The sequence below is a fragment of the Thermobrachium celere DSM 8682 genome (genome assembly GCF_000430995.1).
Lineage (GTDB): Bacteria > Bacillota > Clostridia > Clostridiales > Caloramatoraceae > Thermobrachium > Thermobrachium celere.
Genome location: NZ_HF952018.1, coordinates 68,203 through 88,980 on the forward strand (window position 1 = coordinate 68,203; position 20,778 = coordinate 88,980).

General features: G+C 32.6%; 16 protein-coding genes. 14 read left to right on the plus strand and 2 right to left on the minus strand.

Annotated features, from left to right (window positions below):
• Positions 1-127: 127 nt before the first annotated feature.
• The 5 genes from ypeB to TCEL_RS00990 all read left to right on the plus strand — a co-directional run bounded on the left by ypeB (position 128) and on the right by TCEL_RS00990 (position 4,084).
• Positions 128-1,483 (plus strand): germination protein YpeB, encoded by a 1,356-nt coding sequence (ypeB, locus tag TCEL_RS00970; protein ID WP_018660221.1) that lies wholly within the window; start codon positions 128-130, stop codon positions 1,481-1,483.
• Between the two features lie 58 nt (positions 1,484-1,541).
• On the plus strand, positions 1,542-1,727 hold the full coding sequence (locus TCEL_RS00975; RefSeq protein ID WP_018660222.1) for a small, acid-soluble spore protein, alpha/beta type: 186 nt from the start codon (positions 1,542-1,544) through the stop codon (positions 1,725-1,727).
• 115 nt (positions 1,728-1,842) lie between these two features.
• Entirely contained in the window at positions 1,843-2,823 is a 981-nt protein-coding gene (locus TCEL_RS00980) for a DUF814 domain-containing protein (RefSeq protein ID WP_018660224.1), read from the plus strand.
• A 23-nt stretch (positions 2,824-2,846) separates the two neighbouring features.
• Positions 2,847-3,653, plus strand: a complete 807-nt coding sequence (gene murI, locus TCEL_RS00985) for a glutamate racemase (RefSeq protein WP_018660226.1) — start codon at positions 2,847-2,849, stop codon at positions 3,651-3,653.
• Positions 3,654-3,670: 17 nt separating this feature from the next.
• Positions 3,671-4,084: a YwiB family protein gene (locus TCEL_RS00990; RefSeq protein WP_018660228.1), complete on the plus strand. Its 414-nt coding sequence runs from the start codon at positions 3,671-3,673 to the stop codon at positions 4,082-4,084.
• Positions 4,085-4,125: 41 nt separating this feature from the next.
• Here TCEL_RS00990 and TCEL_RS00995 read toward each other — a convergent pair whose 3' ends face one another.
• Positions 4,126-5,481, minus strand: coding sequence for a sigma-54 interaction domain-containing protein (locus TCEL_RS00995; RefSeq protein ID WP_018660229.1), 1,356 nt, complete (start codon positions 5,479-5,481; stop codon positions 4,126-4,128).
• Between the two features lie 305 nt (positions 5,482-5,786).
• Between TCEL_RS00995 and kdd the strand changes: the two genes are divergently transcribed.
• From kdd to TCEL_RS01040, 9 genes are all read left to right on the plus strand, one after another.
• Positions 5,787-6,821: an L-erythro-3,5-diaminohexanoate dehydrogenase gene (kdd, locus tag TCEL_RS01000; RefSeq protein ID WP_018660231.1), complete on the plus strand. Its 1,035-nt coding sequence runs from the start codon at positions 5,787-5,789 to the stop codon at positions 6,819-6,821.
• A gap of 14 nt (positions 6,822-6,835) precedes the next feature.
• Complete coding sequence (gene kamA, locus TCEL_RS01005; RefSeq protein ID WP_018660233.1) at positions 6,836-8,098, plus strand: lysine 2,3-aminomutase; 1,263 nt, start codon at positions 6,836-6,838, stop codon at positions 8,096-8,098.
• Between the two features lie 11 nt (positions 8,099-8,109).
• Positions 8,110-9,120: a lysine 5,6-aminomutase reactivase subunit KamB gene (kamB, locus tag TCEL_RS01010; protein WP_018660235.1), complete on the plus strand. Its 1,011-nt coding sequence runs from the start codon at positions 8,110-8,112 to the stop codon at positions 9,118-9,120.
• Positions 9,117-10,691: a lysine 5,6-aminomutase reactivase ATPase KamC gene (gene kamC / locus TCEL_RS01015; RefSeq protein WP_018660237.1), complete on the plus strand. Its 1,575-nt coding sequence runs from the start codon at positions 9,117-9,119 to the stop codon at positions 10,689-10,691. Before kamB ends, kamC begins: the two co-directional genes overlap by 4 nt.
• A gap of 10 nt (positions 10,692-10,701) precedes the next feature.
• A complete protein-coding gene (kamD, locus tag TCEL_RS01020) occupies positions 10,702-12,261 on the plus strand; it encodes a lysine 5,6-aminomutase subunit alpha (protein ID WP_018660239.1) in 1,560 nt (519 codons plus the stop codon).
• Entirely contained in the window at positions 12,254-13,042 is a 789-nt protein-coding gene (gene kamE, locus TCEL_RS01025) for a lysine 5,6-aminomutase subunit beta (protein ID WP_018660242.1), read from the plus strand. The genes kamD and kamE overlap by 8 nt, the downstream gene beginning before the upstream one ends.
• A 182-nt stretch (positions 13,043-13,224) precedes the next feature.
• Complete coding sequence (locus tag TCEL_RS01030) at positions 13,225-13,857, plus strand: MBL fold metallo-hydrolase (protein ID WP_018660244.1); 633 nt, start codon at positions 13,225-13,227, stop codon at positions 13,855-13,857.
• A gap of 148 nt (positions 13,858-14,005) precedes the next feature.
• Positions 14,006-15,604 (plus strand): CTP synthase, encoded by a 1,599-nt coding sequence (locus tag TCEL_RS01035; protein WP_018660246.1) that lies wholly within the window; start codon positions 14,006-14,008, stop codon positions 15,602-15,604.
• A 475-nt stretch (positions 15,605-16,079) separates the two neighbouring features.
• Positions 16,080-20,009, plus strand: a complete 3,930-nt coding sequence (locus TCEL_RS01040) for a cell wall-binding repeat-containing protein (protein ID WP_018660248.1) — start codon at positions 16,080-16,082, stop codon at positions 20,007-20,009.
• Positions 20,010-20,404: 395 nt separating this feature from the next.
• On the opposite strand, the gene TCEL_RS12680 is transcribed toward TCEL_RS01040, so the two are convergent.
• Positions 20,405-20,778, minus strand: a 374-nt coding sequence (locus TCEL_RS12680) for a transposase (RefSeq protein WP_040683700.1), incomplete at its 5' end; no start/stop codon positions are given.

A 20,778-nucleotide genomic window follows, 5' to 3' on the forward strand; every position in this document is an offset into this window, starting at 1 on the left:
GTCTTATTATAAACAAAAAATATTAAAAAATCCTTTTATTAACACAAAATTAACAACAAATTAAATGTATAAAGTAACCTAAAATACAAAAAATATGTTTAGAAATTTTTATGTAAAGGGTGGTAATATGTTTAACAAAAGGTCATTTTTAGCTATAGTTGTTTCCATAATAATTGTCTTTACCACTACATTTGGCATGTTAATGTATCTTGATAGGCGTGATTATAGAATTTTTCTTGGAAACCAGTATCAAAAGGATTTATATGAAATAGTTTCAAACGTTGAAGCCCTACAAGCTAGTTTATCCAAAGTTCCAGTTACTATGTCAGAAAAACAGGGAATTATATTATTTAGTGAAATATGGAGGCAGGCAGGAGCTGCACAGGATAAGCTAAATAGCCTTCCAATTTCCCATGAAGCCTTATCACAAACATCTAAATTTTTATCTCAAGTAGGAGACTTTTCCTATACCCTTCTTAAAAGAAGTAGTAGTGGTCAAAGTTTAAATGAAGTTGAACTAAAAACTCTTGAAAAGCTAAATGATTATGCAGGTTTTTTAAATGTAAAACTTCATGAATTACAGCAGGAAGTATCCCAAGGGAAAATAGACTGGACTGAAATTAAATTAAAGGGAAAGGTATTATTTTCACAACAGCTTCAAAATCCAGTTGATGTTAAATTTGAACAAATATCAAAAGAACTGCAACAGTATCCTACTTTGATTTATGATGGACCATTTTCAGAGAATGTTTTAAATATAAAGCCTAAAGTTTTATCAGAACCAAAAATAAGTATTGATGAAGCAAAGAGGATAGTAAAAGATATACTAGGAAATGATAAGGTTCAATCAATAGATACATATAGTAACAAGCAGGGTGGTAAGATACCAGTCTATCCATTTAAGGTAAAAATGAAGGGAAATAAGGAAGCAACAGTAGATGTTGATATAAGTCAAAATGGAGGAAAGGTTGTTTATCTACTTGATACAAGAGAAGTCAAGGGAAGTAAAATTAGCATGAAGCAGGCAGTAGAAAAAGGTATGAAGTTTTTAGATAGTATAGGATATAGAGATATGATACCTTCTTATACTTTAAAGTATGATAACATAGCTCTTATAAACTATGTCTATGTTCAGGATAAGGTTGTAGTTTATCCTGATCAAATAAAATTAAAAATTGCACTTGATAATGGAGATATAATTGGTGTTGAAGCTCAGCACTATCTTGTTGCACATACAGAAAGAAAAATACCAAAACCTAGGATTACACCACAAGAGGCAAGAAATAATGTAAGTAGAAATTTAAATATAAAAAATGTAAGGTTAACATTAATACCTATGGAATCTCTAAGGGAAGTTTTGTGTTATGAGTTCTATGGAGAATATAAGGGAGAAAAATTTATTGTGTATATAAATGCTATGGATGGAGTTGAGGAAAGGATACTAAAGATAATGGATACACCAAATGGAGAGCTTACCATGTAGTTTATAACATATAAAATTTAATTGGGGGAAAATTATATAGTAGAAGGGGGGATTAAAGATGTCAAGACATAGAAGTATTATGTCCGAAGAGCTAAAGTATGAGCTTGCGAAGGAACTTGGTGTCTATGACATCGTAAAGGAAAAAGGCTGGGGAGACGTTCCATCAAGAGAGTGTGGAAACCTTGTAGCTGCAGCAATTCAATATGCTCAAAAGATGTATGAGCAGACTCATAATCACAGCTAAAAATAGCCTCAGAGAAGGGACTCCTTCTTTGAGGCTTTAAAAATAAAAAACATATTTACATATTATTATGTTTAATTTATTATAATATAGATGACTCATAAAAGGAGTTGATAATATGGCGAGAGCACTTGCATTAATTTCAGGCGGACTAGACAGTGGGCTTGCTGCAAAGCTTGTAAAAGATCAGGGAATAGAAGTTATTGGAATTTGCTTTAAATCTGCTTTCTTTGGATGTGATAGAGCAATTAAGATGTGTGAACAAATTGATATACCTTTAAAGGTTATAGATTTTTCAGAGGAACATCTAGAAATGGTTAAAAATCCAAAGCATGGATACGGAAAGAACATGAATCCATGTATAGACTGCCATGCTATGATGTTAAATTATGCTGGAAAATTAATGAAGGAATTAAATGCTGATTTTATTGTAACAGGTGAAGTTTTAAATCAACGACCTATGTCTCAAAATAGACAGGCACTTGATATTGTAAAGAGAGAATCTGGATATGAGGAGTACATATTAAGACCACTTTGTGCAAAGAACTTGCCAGAAACGTGGATGGAAAAGGAAGGACTTGTAGATAGAGAGAAGCTTTTAGGAATTTCAGGAAGAGGAAGAAAGGTTCAGATGGAACTTGCTGAAAAGTGGGGTATAAAGGAATATCCTTCTCCAGCAGGTGGTTGTAAACTCACTGATCCTGGTTTTTCAAAAAGGCTAAAGGATCTGTTAACTTATAATAAAGATGCAAAGGTTGATGATGTAGATATATTAAACATAGGAAGACATTTTAGAATAAATGAAAACGTTAAGATAATTTCCACAAGAACACAGGATGAATTTAAAATGTTAAAGCCTATGATTAAAGAAGGAGATTATGTGTTTGACACTCTAGATGTTCATGGTTCAACAGTAGTATTACGTGGAAATCCTAGGGAAGAGGATATAGTTCTTGCAGCAAGAATTGCAGCAAGATACAGTAAAGCTAGGGAAGAAAAAAATGTACGTGTTAAGTATAGAATTTATAATCAAAATAAATATAATATATTAACAGTAGAACCAGCGAAGGATGAAGAAATTTCAAAGTATATGATTTAATAATATAAAAAGGTGGGAGAAAATTGGATACAAGGCCTATTGGTGTATTTGATTCAGGGATAGGTGGGCTTACTGTAGTTAAAGAAATTATGAGGATATTGCCATATGAGGACATAGTGTATTTTGGAGATACAGCTAGGGTTCCCTATGGAAGTAAGTCACAAGAAACTATTACAAAATTTGCAAAACAAAATTCAAGATTTCTTTTAAGCAAAGATGTAAAGGCTATTGTAATTGCGTGTAATACAGCTTCAGCTTTGGCTCTTGATGAATTAAATTCAGAATTTGATGTACCAATTATAGGTGTAATAAAACCAGGAGCAAATGCAGCAGTTCGTGCCACAAAGACAGGTAGGATAGGAATAATAGGTACAGAAGGAACCGTAAATAGTAGAGCATATGAAAGGGCAATTAGGAAGCTCTTTAAGGAAGTAGAAATATTTTCATTACCTTGTCCATTATTTGTTCCTCTTGTGGAGGAGGGATGGGCAGAAAAGGAAGTTTCCTACATGATTGCCAAGGATTATCTTGAACCTTTTAAGAAATTTGAAATAGATACGTTGGTTTTAGGTTGCACCCACTATCCTATATTAACAAATGTTATCGGAAAGATTATGGGTGAAGATGTTACTTTGATTAATCCAGCGGAAGAAACAGCCATTGAGTTAAAGAGTATTTTATTTGAAAATGGACTTCAAAATACATCAAAGAGAAAGCCAGAATATACTTATTATGTAAGTGATAACCCTGATAAGTTTAAAAAGGTTGGAGGAAACTTTTTAAATAGAGAAATAGAAAATATAACTAAAATAGATATAGAAAAATTTTAAAAAGTGAGGATGAGAGCGTGGAAAATAAACGATTAATTTCAGTTAAGACAAAGCAGCTGATTGATGGACAAGAAGAAACAATTGAACTAATCTCGGAAGGTATTTATTATAAAGATAATGATGTTTATATAGCAGAGTACGATGAATCAGAAATATCTGGGATGGAAGGTACAAGAACTACCCTAGTTATTGGAAGAGATAGTCTAAATATAATTAGAAGGGGTACAACCACTTCAGACTTGAGGTTTAAAAAAGGGGAGAGCCATACAGCCTTTTATACAACTCCCTATGGAGCATTAGAGATTACAATTTCAACAAACCAAGTAAACATTGAAGCAGATGAAAAAGGAGCTAAAGTTTATTTAGAATATAAGATGCATGCAACAGGTCTTGATCCAATAATAAATAAGCTTGAGTTAAATATAAAATAGTAAAATTACCCCCATGAATGTAGTGTATTCATGGGGGGTTACTATTTTATATTACTACCAAAATATTTCTTTATTTTATACTGAAGTGTCTGTCTAGGTATATTTAGCTTTTTTGCAGTCAGACTAACGTTATTATCACAAATTTTCAATGTGTCTTCTATTAATTTTTTTTCATACTGTTCAATGCAGTTTTGAAGTGAAAAATCTTTACATGCCTTAATATGTTCAGGTAGATCATTTAATGTAATTAGATTATCTTCTTTTAAGTTCATTATACTTTCTATAGTATGTTCAAGTTCTCTAATATTACCAGGCCAACTGTAGTTTATAAGGCTTTCCATTGCATCATCAGATATTCCTAGATTGCTTTTACCTAACTTAATGCTGTATTTTTCTATAAAATGTTTTACTAGAAGTGGAATATCCGATTTTCTTTTTTTAAGTTCAGGTATTTCTATAGATATTACATTTAATCTATAGTATAGGTCCTTTCTAATAAGGCCCCTTTTTAAACACTCTTCTGGATGTAGATTTGTGGATGCTATAAATCTAACATCTACCTTCTTTTCTTTAATATCTCCCACTCTTCTTATAACTCCATCCTGTATTACCCTTAAAAGTTTTGCTTGAAGGCTTAGGGGCATTGAATTTAGTTCATCTAGATAAAGAGTTCCCCCATCGGCAAGTTCTAAAAGTCCAGGTCTATCTTCAGATCCTGTAAAGCTTCCCTTAACAGTTCCAAATAAAATTCCTTCAAGTAGCTGCTCAGGTACTGCAGCACAGTTTTGAGCAATGAATGGATTATTTCTTCTGCTGCTTGATGTATGAATGGCCTGTACAAAAAGTTCCTTACCAACTCCAGTTTCACCATATATAAAAACAGGTGAAGAAGAATTAGATGCCTTTATAGCAATATTTTTTACACTTAATATTTCATTACTTTCACCTATTATGTCCATAAAGGTGTATAGTTTTCTTTCAATATCTTTTGAATCCTTTTTTATTGTGAGTTGATTTTTTAAGTTTATTAGTTCATCTGTAATTTTTTTTACGCTAGTTAAATCTCTTGAAATTTCAATTGCACCAACTACTTTATCATTTTTTATAATAGGAAGAGTAGTATTTACTGTTGTTATTTTTTCACCTTTAAAATTTATAAAGCTTTGTGTATTGTCCTTTATTGAGTTTCCAGTTTCTAACACATTAAGCAGGGTGCTTGTCCTTTGTGAAAGTGAAGGGTAAACCTCAAGAACATGTCTTCCAACTACTTCATTTAAATCTATGTTATCAAGCTTTTGAGCTTTTTTATTTAAGAAAACAATTCTCCCCTTTACATCAATTATTGTTATACCATCTTCTAAACTGTCAAAAATCTCGTATATATTGCTGTCAAACATAATAAAACTCCCCCTATAGATGATTAAAAATCGGCACAAAATGCAGAATTTTCTGCAATTTTTATTTTACCATAAATTTAACTCAAATTCTATAACTTAATTATTAAATTTTAAAGGGGTTATTGAAATTGATAGATGCCAAAAATTCATCATGATAGTTAGAATTTTATCAAAAGTTAATTATTATTAATAAAAAAGCTTCTATGTAGTTACTGAATTTTCAGTTTTTTTAGTTGATGAATTTTAAAATTTTTTTGGCATGTATTTTGCATTATATTATGCAAATAAACATAGGGGGGTTTTTTATGAGAGGTTGTCCATACGGAACACACAGAGTAATTGAACCAAAGGGAGTATTACCACAAACTGCAGTTAAAATTGATAATACTATGGAGATTTATGACAATGAAATCCTAATAGATGTAAAAACATTAAATATAGACTCTGCAAGCTTTACACAGATTAAAGAACAAGCAGGTGGAGATGTAGAAAAGATTAAGGAGATTATGCTAAACATCGTAAAGGAAAGGGGAAAACACCAAAACCCAGTTACAGGTTCAGGTGGAATGTTAATTGGGGTTGTTGAAAAAATAGGTAAGGATCTAGAGGGCAAGATTGATCTTAAAGTAGGAGATAAAATAGCAACATTAGTTTCACTTTCATTAACTCCACTTAGAATAGATAAAATTTTAAATGTAAAGAAGGATATTGACCAAGTTGATATAGAAGGAAAGGCTATTTTGTTTGAAAGTGGCATATATGCAAAGCTACCAGATGATATGCCAGAAACTCTAGCACTTGCTGCTCTTGATGTTGCGGGTGCTCCAGCTCAAACTGCAAAGCTAGTAAAACCAGGGGATTATGTTTTAATTCTTGGTGCAGCAGGAAAGAGTGGATTATTATGCTGCTATGAAGCTAAAAAGCGTGCAGGAGTAACAGGAAAGGTAATCGGATTTGCAAGACCAGGTGAAGCAGCAGAAAGACTAAAGAAAACAAATTTCTGTGATGTGGTAATAGAAGGGGATGCAACTCAACCAGTTGAAGTTTTAAATAAAGTTTTAGAGTACACAGGTGGAAGATATGTGGACATTGCAATCAATGTGGTAAATGTTCCAAATACAGAAATGGCTACAATATTACCAGTAAGAGATAATGGAATAGTTTATTTCTTCAGCATGGCAACTAGCTTTACAAAGGCGGCTCTTGGAGCAGAAGGAGTAGGAAAGGATGTAAACATGATAATTGGTAATGGTTATACAAAAGGTCATGCAGAAATAACACTTCAAGTTTTAAGAGAGAGCCAAATTTTAAGAGAGATATTTGAAAGCATTTATGCATAAAAAGGGGGATAAAGATGAGGGATTATAGGGATATTGAACTATTTAAAAATGTTAAAGAAGAAGAGTGGAATGATTGGAAATGGCAGGTTAGAAATAGAATTACTACTGTTGAGGAGTTAAAGAAGATTATAAACTTACTTCCAGAAGAGGAACAGGCTATTGAAAAGTGTCTTAAAACTTTAAGAATGGGTATAACACCATACTATGCAACATTGATGGATCCTAATGATCCACATGATCCAGTAAGAAAACAAGCAGTTCCAACTATAGCTGAACTTAATTTTTCAAGCTGTGATATGAGTGACCCTCTTCATGAAGATGGTGATTCACCAGTACCTGGATTAACTCATAGATATCCTGATAGAGTACTTCTTCTTATAACTGATATGTGTGCAATGTATTGTAGACATTGTACTAGAAGAAGATTTGCAGGACAGACAGATTCCTCATTACCTATGGAAAAGATAGAAAAGGCAATTGAATATATTAGAAATACTCCACAGGTAAGGGATGTATTATTATCAGGTGGAGATGCGCTATTGGTTGATGATGATAAACTTGAATATATTATTAGAAAGCTAAGAGAAATCCCTCATGTTGAAATAGTAAGAATAGGTTCTAGAACACCAGTTGTAAATCCAATGAGAATAACAGAAGATTTATGCAAGATGCTAAGAAAATATCATCCAATTTGGTTAAATACACATTTTAATCATCCAAAGGAAATAACAGAGTATTCAAAGAGAGCTTGTGAAATGTTAGCAGATGCAGGAATACCTCTTGGTAATCAATCAGTTTTATTAAGAGGAGTAAATGACTGTGTTCACATTCAAAGAGAACTTGTTCATGGGCTTGTTAAAATGAGGGTAAGACCATACTACCTATATCAATGTGACCTATCACAAGGAATTGAGCACTTTAGAACAAGAGTATCAAAGGGAATTGAAATAATAGAGGGATTAAGAGGACATACTTCAGGTTTCTGTGTACCAACATTTGTTGTGGATGCTCCAGGAGGAGGAGGAAAGACTCCTGTTATGCCACAATATATAATTAGCCAATCTCCTAAGAGGGTTGTTTTAAGAAACTTTGAAGGAGTAATTACAACATACACAGAACCAGAATATGTAGAAGAAAAGTGTACTTGTGATGTATGTAGTGGCAAGGTAAAGGATGAAGTAACAGGTGTTTCAATGCTTTTAAGTGGAGATAAGCTAAACTTTGAACCTGATGTATTGTTAAGACGTGAAAGGGCAAAGAACTATCACAATAAATAGAAGGTGAATAGATGAATTTAGCTTGTGCTTTAGATACCTATAAAAAGATTTCAATAATAGGTATGAGTAAAAATACTGGAAAGACAGTTGTATTAAATGAGCTTATAAATATATGTAATTTAAATAAAAAGATAGTCTCCCTGACCTCAATAGGCGTAGATGGGGAAGGAAAGGATATAGTATATAAAACAAGGAAGCCAAAAATCTACGCCTATGAGGGCACACTCATTGCAACAGCAGAGGAGACACTAAAAAGTTTTACAGCTAAATATGAGATTTTAGATATATTACCCTTTTCAACGTCCTTAGGAAGAATAGTTATAGTTAGAATAATAAGAGATGGTTTTGTTCTTATTGCAGGGCCAGACAGTAACAAAGAGATTAAGGACGTTTCAGATATGATGCTAAATATTGGGGCAGAGGTTGTACTAGTTGATGGGGCACTTAATAGAAAAACCCAAGGATCACCTTCTATAACTGATGCTTGCATACTTTCAACTGGTGCAAGTCTTTCAAGGGATATGAATATAACAATTAAAAAGACAAAGCATGTTGTAGATATGTTAAGCTTAAAGTGTGTAGATGAATTAATAAAGAGTAGGTTAGGGGATTTTGAACTTAATAATGTTATTTTAATAGGAGAGGATGTAATAGATACAGGTATTAAGACATCTTTAGGTAGAGAAGATGAAATATTAGATAAAGTGGATGAATATACAAAATATATATTTATTCCAGGAAGTTTAACAAGTAGTTTTTTAAACAAGCTAAAGGGACTTAAGGTGGATGTAATTGTTAAAGATGGGACAAAGTTATTTTGTCAAAGGGAGGATTATGAAAGTTTCATAAGAACAGGAAACAATATATATGTTTTAGATAAGATAAATTTGATATGTGTCACCCAAAATCCAGTTTCACCCTTTGGGTATTATTATGATCCTAAGAAGTTTTTAAATGAATTGAAAAATGCACTATTTCCTATTGAAGTGTTTGATGTTTTATATGAAGGAGGGGGGCTATGATTTTAAACAATACATTTAAAAATGTAGGAATGGACTATTGTCTATCTCTTCTTGATATAAAGACCCCCTATGCAAGAGAGAAGTTAAATAATCTAAAGTTATTTAAAGATGTTGAAGAGTTAAATAGGCAATATGATTATATTGAATTTTTGATTTCTTTCATTAAAAACAACTCTTCCCATTACAACAACATATTATCTCTTTTAGAATGTACAAAAGAAATAAGAACATCAATAAAAAGAGCACAAGCTGGTGCTGTACTTGAGGTATCGGAGCTGTTTGAAATAAAAAATTTTTTAATTAATATAAGAGAAATATATAAGATACAAGTTGATAATAACTTTTTAGAGGACTTAAAACTATTTAGGATAAAGGATATAGAAGATCTTTTAGACATAGAGGGCCAGAATAGTAGAAGTTTTTATATATATGATAGCTATAGTGAAAAATTAAAAAAAATAAGATTTGAGATAAAGGAATGCAAGCAGAAATTAAATAGGTTAAGACAAGAAAAGATAAGGTATATTGAAAATAAATATGCTGTTAAGGTAAAGCAGAATAATGAACTTGTTATTTCAAAAGAAGATAAGTTAATTGATGAAGCTTTAAAGGATCAAAATTTAAAAAAGGTTCTATCAACACCCTATTATGTTATTTTCTCTATTGAACTTAGGGATGAGGGAGAGAGGATTGAACAGTATATACAAACCTTAATTTCAGAAGAGGAAAGGGAAGAGTATAGTATAAGGCAATATATTTCAGAAAGGATTAAAGATAGAGCAGAAGATTTTTATAAACTAACCAATTTAGTTGGTGAGTTTGAAATTCTATTAGAAAAGGCAAGTTTGGCGATTAAAACGTCATCTGTAAGGCCAGTAATAGTTGAGGATACTGAAGTTAATATATTAAATGGAAGACATATAAAGGTTGAGCATGAACTTTTAAAGAAAGGATTAAAATATACTCCCATCTCAATAAATTTAAAAAAGGGATCCACTGTTATAACTGGAGTAAATATGGGTGGAAAGACTGTATCGTTAAAACTTATAGGGCTTTTATGCATGATGGCTCAGATGGGATTCTTTGTGCCATGTGAAGAATTAAAAACTTGTCTTTTTGATTACTATTTTTGTGAGGCAGGAGATATGCAGTCCCTAGATACGGGCCTTTCAACCTTTGGTGCTGAAATTGTTGCTTTAAATGAAGCTGTAAAATATAAGGATTTAAGGGGATTAGTTTTAATTGATGAAATAGCAAGAGGAACAAATCCAAAGGAAGGACGAGCAATTTTAAAGGCAATATTATCATACTTTAATAAAACAAAATCGATTGCAGTTGTTACAACCCATTTTGATGGGGTAGATGATGAGGCAAGACACTATGAAGTTGTAGGACTTAAGATAAATAGTTCTTTAGAGAGTATATCATTAAAAGAATTAAATTTATATATGGACTATTCCTTAAGGGAAGTTTATGGTAAGTATGAAGTGCCAAAGGATGCAATCAAGGTTGCAAGGCTTTTAGGGTTTGATAGTGACATTTTAAATTTGGCAGAAAAATATTTAGATTAGGGGGGATAATATGGCATATATACATTTAAATGAAGAGCTTATAAAAAGGGCAAGAGAAGCAGCAAGAAATATAGCAGTGGATACTCAGAAGTTTATAGATGTGCACTCAACTGTAGCAATAGAGAGAACTATTGCTAGATTATATGGAATTGATGGAGTGGATGAAAATGGAGTACCACTTCCAAATAGAATAGTGGAGCATATAAAGGAAAATGGGGCACTTGAGGACGGATTAACCTATTATTTGGTTAACGCTGTTCTTGAAACAAATCTTTCACCACAGGAGATTGCAGAAGAGGTAGCAAAGGGGAATTTAAACATTGTAAAATTGAATAAACACAGTATAGAAGAGATTCAAAAGAAGGCTTATGAATTAGCCTATCCAATGGTTGAAAGAATAAAGTCAAATAGAAGAACAAGAGAAGAAATGATTAATAAAATTGGAGAAGGAGATAAACCATATCTTTATGTAATTGTTGCTACAGGAAATATATATGAGGATGTAGTGCAGGCACAATCTGCTGCAAAACAAGGTGCAGACATAATAGCTGTAATTAGAACTACAGGACAAAGCCTTCTTGACTATGTACCATATGGTGCAACAACTGAAGGTTTTGGAGGAACATATGCTACACAAGAAAACTTTAGAATAATGAGAAAGGCACTAGATGAAGTTTCCTATGAAGTTGGAAGATATATTAGATTGTGTAACTACTGCTCTGGTCTTTGCATGCCAGAAATTGCAGCAATGGGTGCAATGGAAAGATTAGATGTAATGTTAAATGATGCACTATATGGAATATTGTTTAGAGATATAAACATGCAAAGAACAATAGTAGACCAATTCTTCTCAAGAGTTATAAATGGTTTTGCAGGCGTTATAATAAACACAGGTGAAGACAACTATCTAACTACTGCAGATGCAGTGGAGGCTGCTCATACAGTGTTGGCTTCACAGTTTATAAATGAACAGTTTGCAAAGATGGCAGGAATACCAGAAGAACAAATGGGACTTGGACATGCATTTGAGATGAATCCAGATCTAAAGGATGGGTTCTTGCTTGAACTTGCACAAGCCCAAATGGCAAGACAGATATTCCCTAAGGCACCACTTAAGTATATGCCACCTACTAAGTTTATGACAGGAAACATATTTAAAGGGCATATACAGGATGCACTATTTAATGTTGTATCAATATGGACGCATCAAGGAATACAGCTTCTTGGAATGCTTACTGAAGCAATTCATACACCATTTATATCAGATAGAGCACTTTCAATTGAAAATGCTAGATATATATTCAACAACATGAAGTCAATAGGAGATGAAATAGAATTTAAACGTGGAGGCATTGTTGAAAGAAGAGCAAATGAGGTATTAAATAAAGCAACAATGCTTCTTGAAGAAATTGAACGTGAGGGCTTATTTACAACATTGGAAAAGGGAATTTTTGCTGATATTAAACGTTCAAGATATGCTGGAAGAGGTTTAGATGGAGTATTTACAAAGGGAGAAAATTATATAAATGCATTTATACCTCTAATGTTAGGAGGTGCTGACAATGAGTAGTGGTCTTTATTCAATGGAAAAGAAGGATTTTGACAAAACCTTTGATAAGACAAGAGTAAAAGCCTATGGAGATACAATGAATGATGGAAAGGTTCAGCTATCCTTTACGCTTCCTCTTCCATATTCAGATGAGGCAAAGGAGGCAGCAAGACAGCTTGCTCTTAAGATGGGTATAGAGGAACCAAATGTAACCTATATGATGGATTTAGGTGTTGGATATACTTTCTTTGTTGTATATGGTTCCTGCATACATTCAGTTGATGCAACAAAGATTGTTGTTCCTAAGGTTGAAACAAACACTATGTCCATGGATGAAGTTGATGAATATATAAGAAAGAATATAGGAAGAAAGGTTGTTGTAGTTGGAGCTTGTACAGGTACAGATGCCCACACAGTTGGTATAGATGCAATAATGAATATGAAGGGGTATGCGGGACACTATGGACTTGAAAGATATCAAATGATAGAGGTATATAATTTAGGTAGTCAAGTTCCAAATGAGGTGCTTGTTGCAAAGGCTATAGAAGTAAATGCAGATGCTATTTTAGTATCACAGGTAGTAACTCAAAAGAATGTTCATATACCAAACATGACAGAACTTGTAGAACTTGTTGAAGCAGAAGGTATTAGAGATAGAGTGATACTTGTAGCTGGAGGACCAAGAATAAGCCATGAACTTGCAAAGGAATTAGGATATGATGCAGGCTTTGGTGCAGGATCCTTTGCAGAGGATGTAGCTTCCTTTATAGTACAGGAGATGGTGGCAAGAGGAATTAAATAAAATATTTTTAAGACCCTATGGAAGATTAGAGAAAGCACAATTAATCTTTCATAGGGTTTAAATATTATAAACTACAAAAATAATATACCCAATTATGAAATTTTTTAAAATTTTTGCATAAAACCAGTCCATTTATGATATTATATATACAAATAAAGATAGAATTATTTGGGAGGGGTTTTATGCGAATTAAATGGTTAGGCCATGCCTGTTTTAAGATATCATCAAAAAGCGGAATAAGAATAGTAACAGATCCATTTGATGATAATGTTGGATATAAACTTCCTAAGGTAAGTTGCGATATAGTTACAACTAGCCACAATCACTATGACCATAATTTCATAGATTGTTTAAGTGGAGATTTTACTGTTGTAAATAAAGTCGGAAACTTTTATATTAAAGATATTGCAATAAGGGGAGTACATACATATCACGATGAAGAGCAGGGGGCAAAAAGAGGAGATAACATTGTTTATGTATTTGAGGTAGATGGGAAAAGGGTTTGTCACCTTGGTGACTTAGGACATAGGCTAACAAAGGCCCAAATTGAGATGATAGGAGATGTTGATGTGCTCCTAGTTCCAGTTGGAGGTATTTATACAATTGATGCAGAAGCTGCTAAAGATGTATGTGAGAGCCTAAATGCAAAAGTAATAATACCTATGCATTATAAGACTAAAGCATTGAAATTTGAACTAAATCCAGTGGATAAATTTTTAGAATATTATCCTCATACTAAACTAGATAAGTCTTTTATAGAGATTACAGATGATATGCTAAAGGAAAGACATGTTTATGTGCTACACTATGAATAGGCTATAATTTAAAACATATGTTGTAATTAGCCCTATGAAGATTTATTATACTTCATGGGGCTAAATAGCTTTAATTTCCTCTTGCACAAAATAAAAACATGAAGTAAAATATAAAAGTTAAATAAATTGAATACAAAGGAGGCTTATCATGGCAACCAAATACATATTTATAACAGGTGGTGTAGCTTCTTCTCTTGGTAAAGGAATAACCGCAGCATCCCTCGGAAGACTACTTAAGTCCCGCGGGCTAAAGGTGTCCATACAGAAGTTCGACCCTTATATCAATATCGATCCAGGAACCATGAGTCCATATCAGCATGGTGAAGTTTTCGTCACTGATGACGGAGCAGAAACAGATCTTGATCTTGGTCACTATGAAAGATTTATCGATGAGAACTTGTCTAAAAACAGCAACGTCACAACAGGAAAAATCTACTGGTCAGTCATCCAAAAAGAACGTAAAGGTGAATATCTAGGCGGAACAGTTCAAGTTATCCCACACATTACAAATGAAATTAAATCAAGAGTATATAAGGTTGCAAAGGAAAATGATGTAGATGTAGTAATAACTGAAATAGGTGGAACAGTTGGAGATATAGAAAGTTTACCTTTCCTTGAAGCAATAAGACAAATTAAGTATGAAGTTGGGCGTGAAAATGTATTATTTATTCATGTAACTTTAGTGCCATACCTTGGAAAAGCAGGAGAGCTAAAGACAAAGCCAACACAACATTCAGTTAAGGAATTAAGAAGTATAGGTATTCAGCCTGACATAATAGTTTGCCGTTCAGAAAGGCCACTATCACGTGAAATGAAGGACAAGATAGGACTTTTCTGTAATATCGATGGAGAATCAGTAATTCAAAACTTAGATGCTCCAACACTTTATGAAGTTCCTCTTATGCTACATGAAGAGGGATTAGATGATTTAGTAATTAAGAAGCTAAATATAGATGCAAAGGAGATAGACCTTTCAGAGTGGAAGGCTATTGTTGAAAGATTAAAGAACCTAAAACACAAGGTGAGAATAGCCCTTGTAGGTAAATATGTTGAACTTCATGATGCATATATGTCAGTTGTTGAAGCACTAAGACATGCAGGAATTTATAACGATGCACAGGTTGAAATAGATTGGATAAATGCATGTGATGTAGATGAAAAAAATTATGAAGAAATATTAAAGGATGCAGATGGAATATTAGTTCCTGGTGGATTTGGAGATAGAGGAATAGAAGGAAAGATACTTGCTATAAAATATGCACGTGAAAATAACGTTCCTTTCCTTGGAATATGCCTTGGAATGCAGTGTGCTGTAATTGAATTTGCAAGAAATGTTGTGGGACTAAAGGGAGCAAACAGCTCTGAGATAGATCCAAATACTCCATATCCAGTTATTGACTTAATGGATGAACAAAGGGATATTGATGAAAAGGGCGGTACAATGAGACTTGGACTTTATCCATGTAAGCTAAAGGAAGGTACCTTCTCATTTGAGGCTTATAAGGATGAGATAATATATGAAAGACATAGACATAGATATGAATTTAATAATGAATTTAGAAGTCAAATTACAAAGATGGGAATGGTACTTGCAGGAACAAGCCCAGATGATAAGCTTGTTGAAATTGTAGAAATACCAAATCATAAGTGGTTTGTTGGTGCACAGTTCCACCCAGAATTTAAATCAAGGCCAAATAGACCACATCCACTATTTAGAGACTTTGTAAAGGCAGCGCTAAATAGATAAGAACTGCAAAAAAAAGCAGTTCTTTTTTTATTTTACTTTTTTAATTAACATGTCATAAATAAATATAATTCTAACAAATAAGTAAAATATGGAATATATAATTAACCAATAACAATATAATATACCATCATATAAATCAATTTCAAATATAAGAAACTTTATATAATTATGGACAATATTTCCCTCAAAATCCTGTTGACGCTGGTAATGATGGTAAATATAATCAAAGTATAAGGATAAATTTTCTTATAAAACATATGCATTACCAATATGGTTTGTACAATGGTAAAATAAAAAGATAAATCTAGTATTGACATAATTTACACATTGTGCTAACATTATAAAAAGGTAAGTATATTTTTCTAAAAGTACCAGTAAAAAAGATGAACAATAAAATTTAACAATTGAGCTTGTTATATATTTATATAAATATATAAAAAGCTACAATATTAAAATTTTTCAGGGGGTGTCAATTTTGAACGACAAGGTAAAGAGAGTGTTAAGTACTTTAACACTATCAGCTTTAGTTGCTACGAATGCATCAGCATTAATGCCAAAGGTTGCAAAGGCAGCAGAAGCTGAAGTGGAACAACTTGCAGGAGAAACTAGATATCAAACATCAGATGCGATAGCAAACAAACTTGGGACAGCTTTTGATAATGTTGTTTTAGCATCCGGTTATGAGGCTGATAATGTAGATAATACAGTAGATGCATTAACAGCTGCTCCACTTGCAAGTGCTCTTAATGCACCAATAATTCTTTTAAATCATAAGACAGTAACACCAGAAGAAGTTGTTGCTAAGATGAAAGGATTAAAGGCTAAGAATGTTTACATAGCAACTGGTGTGTTCGGTAGTGAAGTTTTATCAGCTCTTGAGGCTGAAGGAATTAAGGTTGTTAAATTAGGTGGAAAGAACAGATTTGAGACTGCTTACAATATTGCAAAACAAATTGAGGCAATAAAAGGAAAACCTGAGGTGGCTGTTATAGTTAATGGTTATAAAAAGGCAGATGCAATATCAATTGCACCTGTTGCAGCTGCAAAAGGTTGGCCAATAATACTAGCGTCACAAGATGATGTAAATGACGAATATAAAGGAAATTACAAAAAGTATTATGTTATAGGTGGTAAAGGAGTATTATCAGATTCAGTTTTAAATGAAGTAAATGGTGAAAGATTAGCTGGTGAAGATAGATATGGAACTAACCTTGAAATTATAAAGAAGTTTAAAGAAGAATTAAAGTTTGATAATATCTATGTTGCAAAGGGTTCAGACAGAAATCTTATAGATTCATTAGTTGGTGCAGTTCTTGCAGCAAGAAGTAATTCAGCAATAGTTCTTGTAAGAGAAACTATATCAAACGAAATTAAAAATGAATTAGTTAAGGTAGAAGGTATTGAAAAGGCAAAATATACTGTATTTGGAAAGGTTGTTTCAAAGGAATCAGTGAAAGAAGTAGCAAATGCAATAGCAAAAGAAGTAATTGCAAATAAAAATAAAGTTGCTTCTGTAAAGGCTTTAGATGATAAGACATTAGAAGTAACTTTTGAAAAGGATGCAAAGGTAACAGAAGAGGTACTTCTTAACTCAGAACTAGTACTAAAGGCTGGAGAAGCAGAATTAAAGGCTAAATATGAAGCTGATACTCTATTAAATGGAGTAGCTAAGTTTAAATTAGTTGGAGATAGTAAATTAGTAGATGCTATTACTTACAAAGTAAATGCAAATTGGGCAGTGTTTACTAAGGATACTTTCCAAGCAAGAATAGCAAATGCATACATAAAGAATGTTGAATTTGTAACAAAGTCTGTTCCTGCAATTTCAAATGCAAAAGTATATTTTACTGCAAAGAATCAATATGGTGAAGATATAGCTCTTAAAGACAATGTTACAAACCTAAAAGTATCAGCAACTTTAAATGGTGTTCCATTAACAAGTAGTGAACTTGCTGAAAGTGTTACAGCTGATGGATATGTAACAATAAATAAAGCTCTCAAAGAGGGAGATAAACTGGTTGTAAAATTTACTAATAAAGTTGGAGAAAACACTATAGAAGTTGGAACTAAAGAGTTTACAGTAGTTAAGGCAGCAGATTCAGTAGCTACAACTATTGAAAATCTAAAGGCTGTTTATATTGGTGGAGAAAATGATAACAAGGAAGTAACTTCACTAGCAGCAAATGACCAAGTTAAGTTAACTGTTGCAGTTAAGGATCAGTTTGGAAATCCAATGGAAGACCATTCAGTAAGATGGGTTGTTGAAGAAGGAAAGGATAATATAGTGGCAGATTCAACTCCTGTTGATGCAACTGTGTTTAATTTTACAGCAAAGAAGGCTGGAAATATTAAGATTTCTGCATATTTAGCAAATGGACAAAAGGTAACATATACTTCTACAATAGGTGCTGCAAAACTATCAGCTTTAACTGTTACTTCAGAATCATACACTGCAGCATACAACAATGAAGAAGTTGTTGTTGCAAAGATTACTCCAAATGATGGTGCTGCTCTAACACCAGATATGTTAAAATTTGATGTAAAGGCAGAAAAGACAAGTGTAGATGTTTCTAAAAATGATGTGGTTGTAACAGCAAGATTAAGAGGTGGAGACGACAAAAATAAGGCTAATGATATAGTAGTTGTTGTTAAGTCAACTAAGGTTGGTAAGTTTACAATAACTCCATATGTAGGTGAATCACTAGATAAGGCAACTGTTAAGGCTGATAAAAATATTGAAGTTATAACAGAACTTAATCCAACAGTAGCATCAATTGAAGTTGATTCAATAAAAACTAATGAGTTAACAGCAAATGCTGAACTTAAGAAGGCGGTTACATTTAAGAATAAGCATGGTGAAGTAATTAAAGTCTTAGCAAAGAATTTAATAAAAGTAGCTACAGCTGGAATGGAAGTTAAATATTATGATAAGGATGGAAACGAATTAGCACCTGCAGCAGAAACAGAAGTTGCTAAGATTGGTTTTAAGGCAGCAAATAAGGGTAACTATACAGTTACATTAGTTTCAGGTGCTGTTTCTAAGCAAATAAATCTAACAGTTGTTGATGAAGCAAAGCTAACTACTTTAAGCCTTGGAAATAACATAACAACTGGTCTGATCGCTGGTAAAATAAATGGTGAAGATGCAAAACCATTTACAAGAATTCTAACAGTTAAGGATCAATATGGAAATGATTATATACCAACAATTAATGATGATAATAAAGAAGTTACTGTATCAACTTCAGGTGTAGAAGGATTAAAAGCTGAATTAAAATATTATAAACTAAATGATAAGAAAGAGATAGTTATTGTTGAAGATAAGAATGAAGCACAAGGTGTTGTACTAGTTGTTGATGCAAATGCATGTACAAATGATGTAGATAAGATAGCAACTATTACAGCTAAAGCTGGAGATAAGACTCTAAGCACAATTAATGCAACAGTTAAGGCAGTTAGAAAGGTAAGCTCAGTTACATTAACTCCAGAAGCTAAGTATTTTGCACTTGGAGCAACTGCTAAGGTTAAGGTTGAAGTAAAAGACCAATATGGAGACTTATATAATGTAGATATTGAAACGCTTAATAAGTCAACTGTTAACATAGTAAAACTAGGTGATTTTGTAAAAGTACAAAAGGATGGTAAGGACGTACCAGGAACATATGAATTGACAGTTACTGCTGATAAGATTGGAACTCAAGAAGTAACAATAAGTGTTAAAGATGGAGAAAAAGTTCTAGCAACTGCTAAGGAAACATTTACAGTTAAGGCTGCTGGTGAAATAATAGGAAGCATAGCAATTGATAATAGTAAACCTGCATCATTATATTCAACAATAGATGAGTTAGCAACTATTGTACTAAAAGCTGTTGCAAAGGATTCAAATGGTAATATAGTTGCTGTGCCAGAAACAGATTTAGCATGGTCAGTAGCCCAAATTAAGAACGCTGAAGGTAAGATAGTAACAGAAGGTGTAACTGTTAATGGCAATGAAGTAACAGCAAATAAAGGTTTTGTTGGTAGTGCAACAATTAAGGTTGTAACATCAAATCTTAAGGAAGCAACAATTACTCTAAACTTTGATAATAAAGTTCCTCAGGCAGTTCTATCAACATTAAAAGTATGTAAGCTAGATAATGAAAAAGTAGTTGCAGTTGAGTCACCAGTAAAAATAGAAAAAGGCAAAAAATTAGAGGTATTCTTATTTGGTAAAGATCAATACGAACAAGACTTCAGGGTAGTAGGTGGAGTAACTCCATTTAGTGAAAATACTGCAGTTGCTACTGTAGCAGGTAATGGAAATGTAGAAATAACAGCAGTAGAATTAGGAACTACAAAGGTTAATTTCATATATAATGGAACAGCATATTCAATAACTGTTGAGGTTGTGGCACCACAAAATTAATATACAAAAAAGGCAAACACAATATGTGTTTGCCTTTTTTATGGTTTATTGAAAATAATTGCTGAGATTTGATTTTAGGCTCTTTGTCAATAGTTGGGGCGGGTATTCGCTTAGAATGCCTGTCTTTTCTTATTTGAGAAGGATTTCAGAAAGATAGATTGATTTTGATGGAGTTTGTCTAAAAGTTTGCATCACAAAAAGACCAACGGTAGTTGTTTTTTTAAATAGGTTCTTTGTCAATAGTTGGGGCGGGTATTCATTTAGAATGCCTATCCTTTCTTATTTGAGAGGAATTTTAGAAAGATAAATTGGTTTTGAGGGAGTTTGCCTAAAAGTTTGCATGACAAAAAGACCAACGGTAGTTGGGTTCTTTTAAATATAATATTTTATAAAATTTAGTTACAACAATGAAGTATTCTATTTCTAAACCTATCAAAATTTTTAAAGCCGAAGGCATTTCTTTTAATAACTTTAATCTTGTTATTAAATCCTTCTATACAAGCATTTGTGTAAGGAATATCAAAAGAATTAACTATTCCATCGAAATATCTAATATAAGTATCAGCACATTTTTTGAATTCTTTAAGACCACTATTTTGAGCAAGTTTTATCCATTCCTTTAATAAAGTACGAGCTTCCTTAGAAGAAGATGCAGTTTCAGTAATTTTTAATAACTTTTCTTTTAATGCATGAGCAATAGCTAAATCGCTATTATAAGAAAGCATAACATGTAAAGCAGCTTTTGATTCATTATTAAGCAATTCAAATC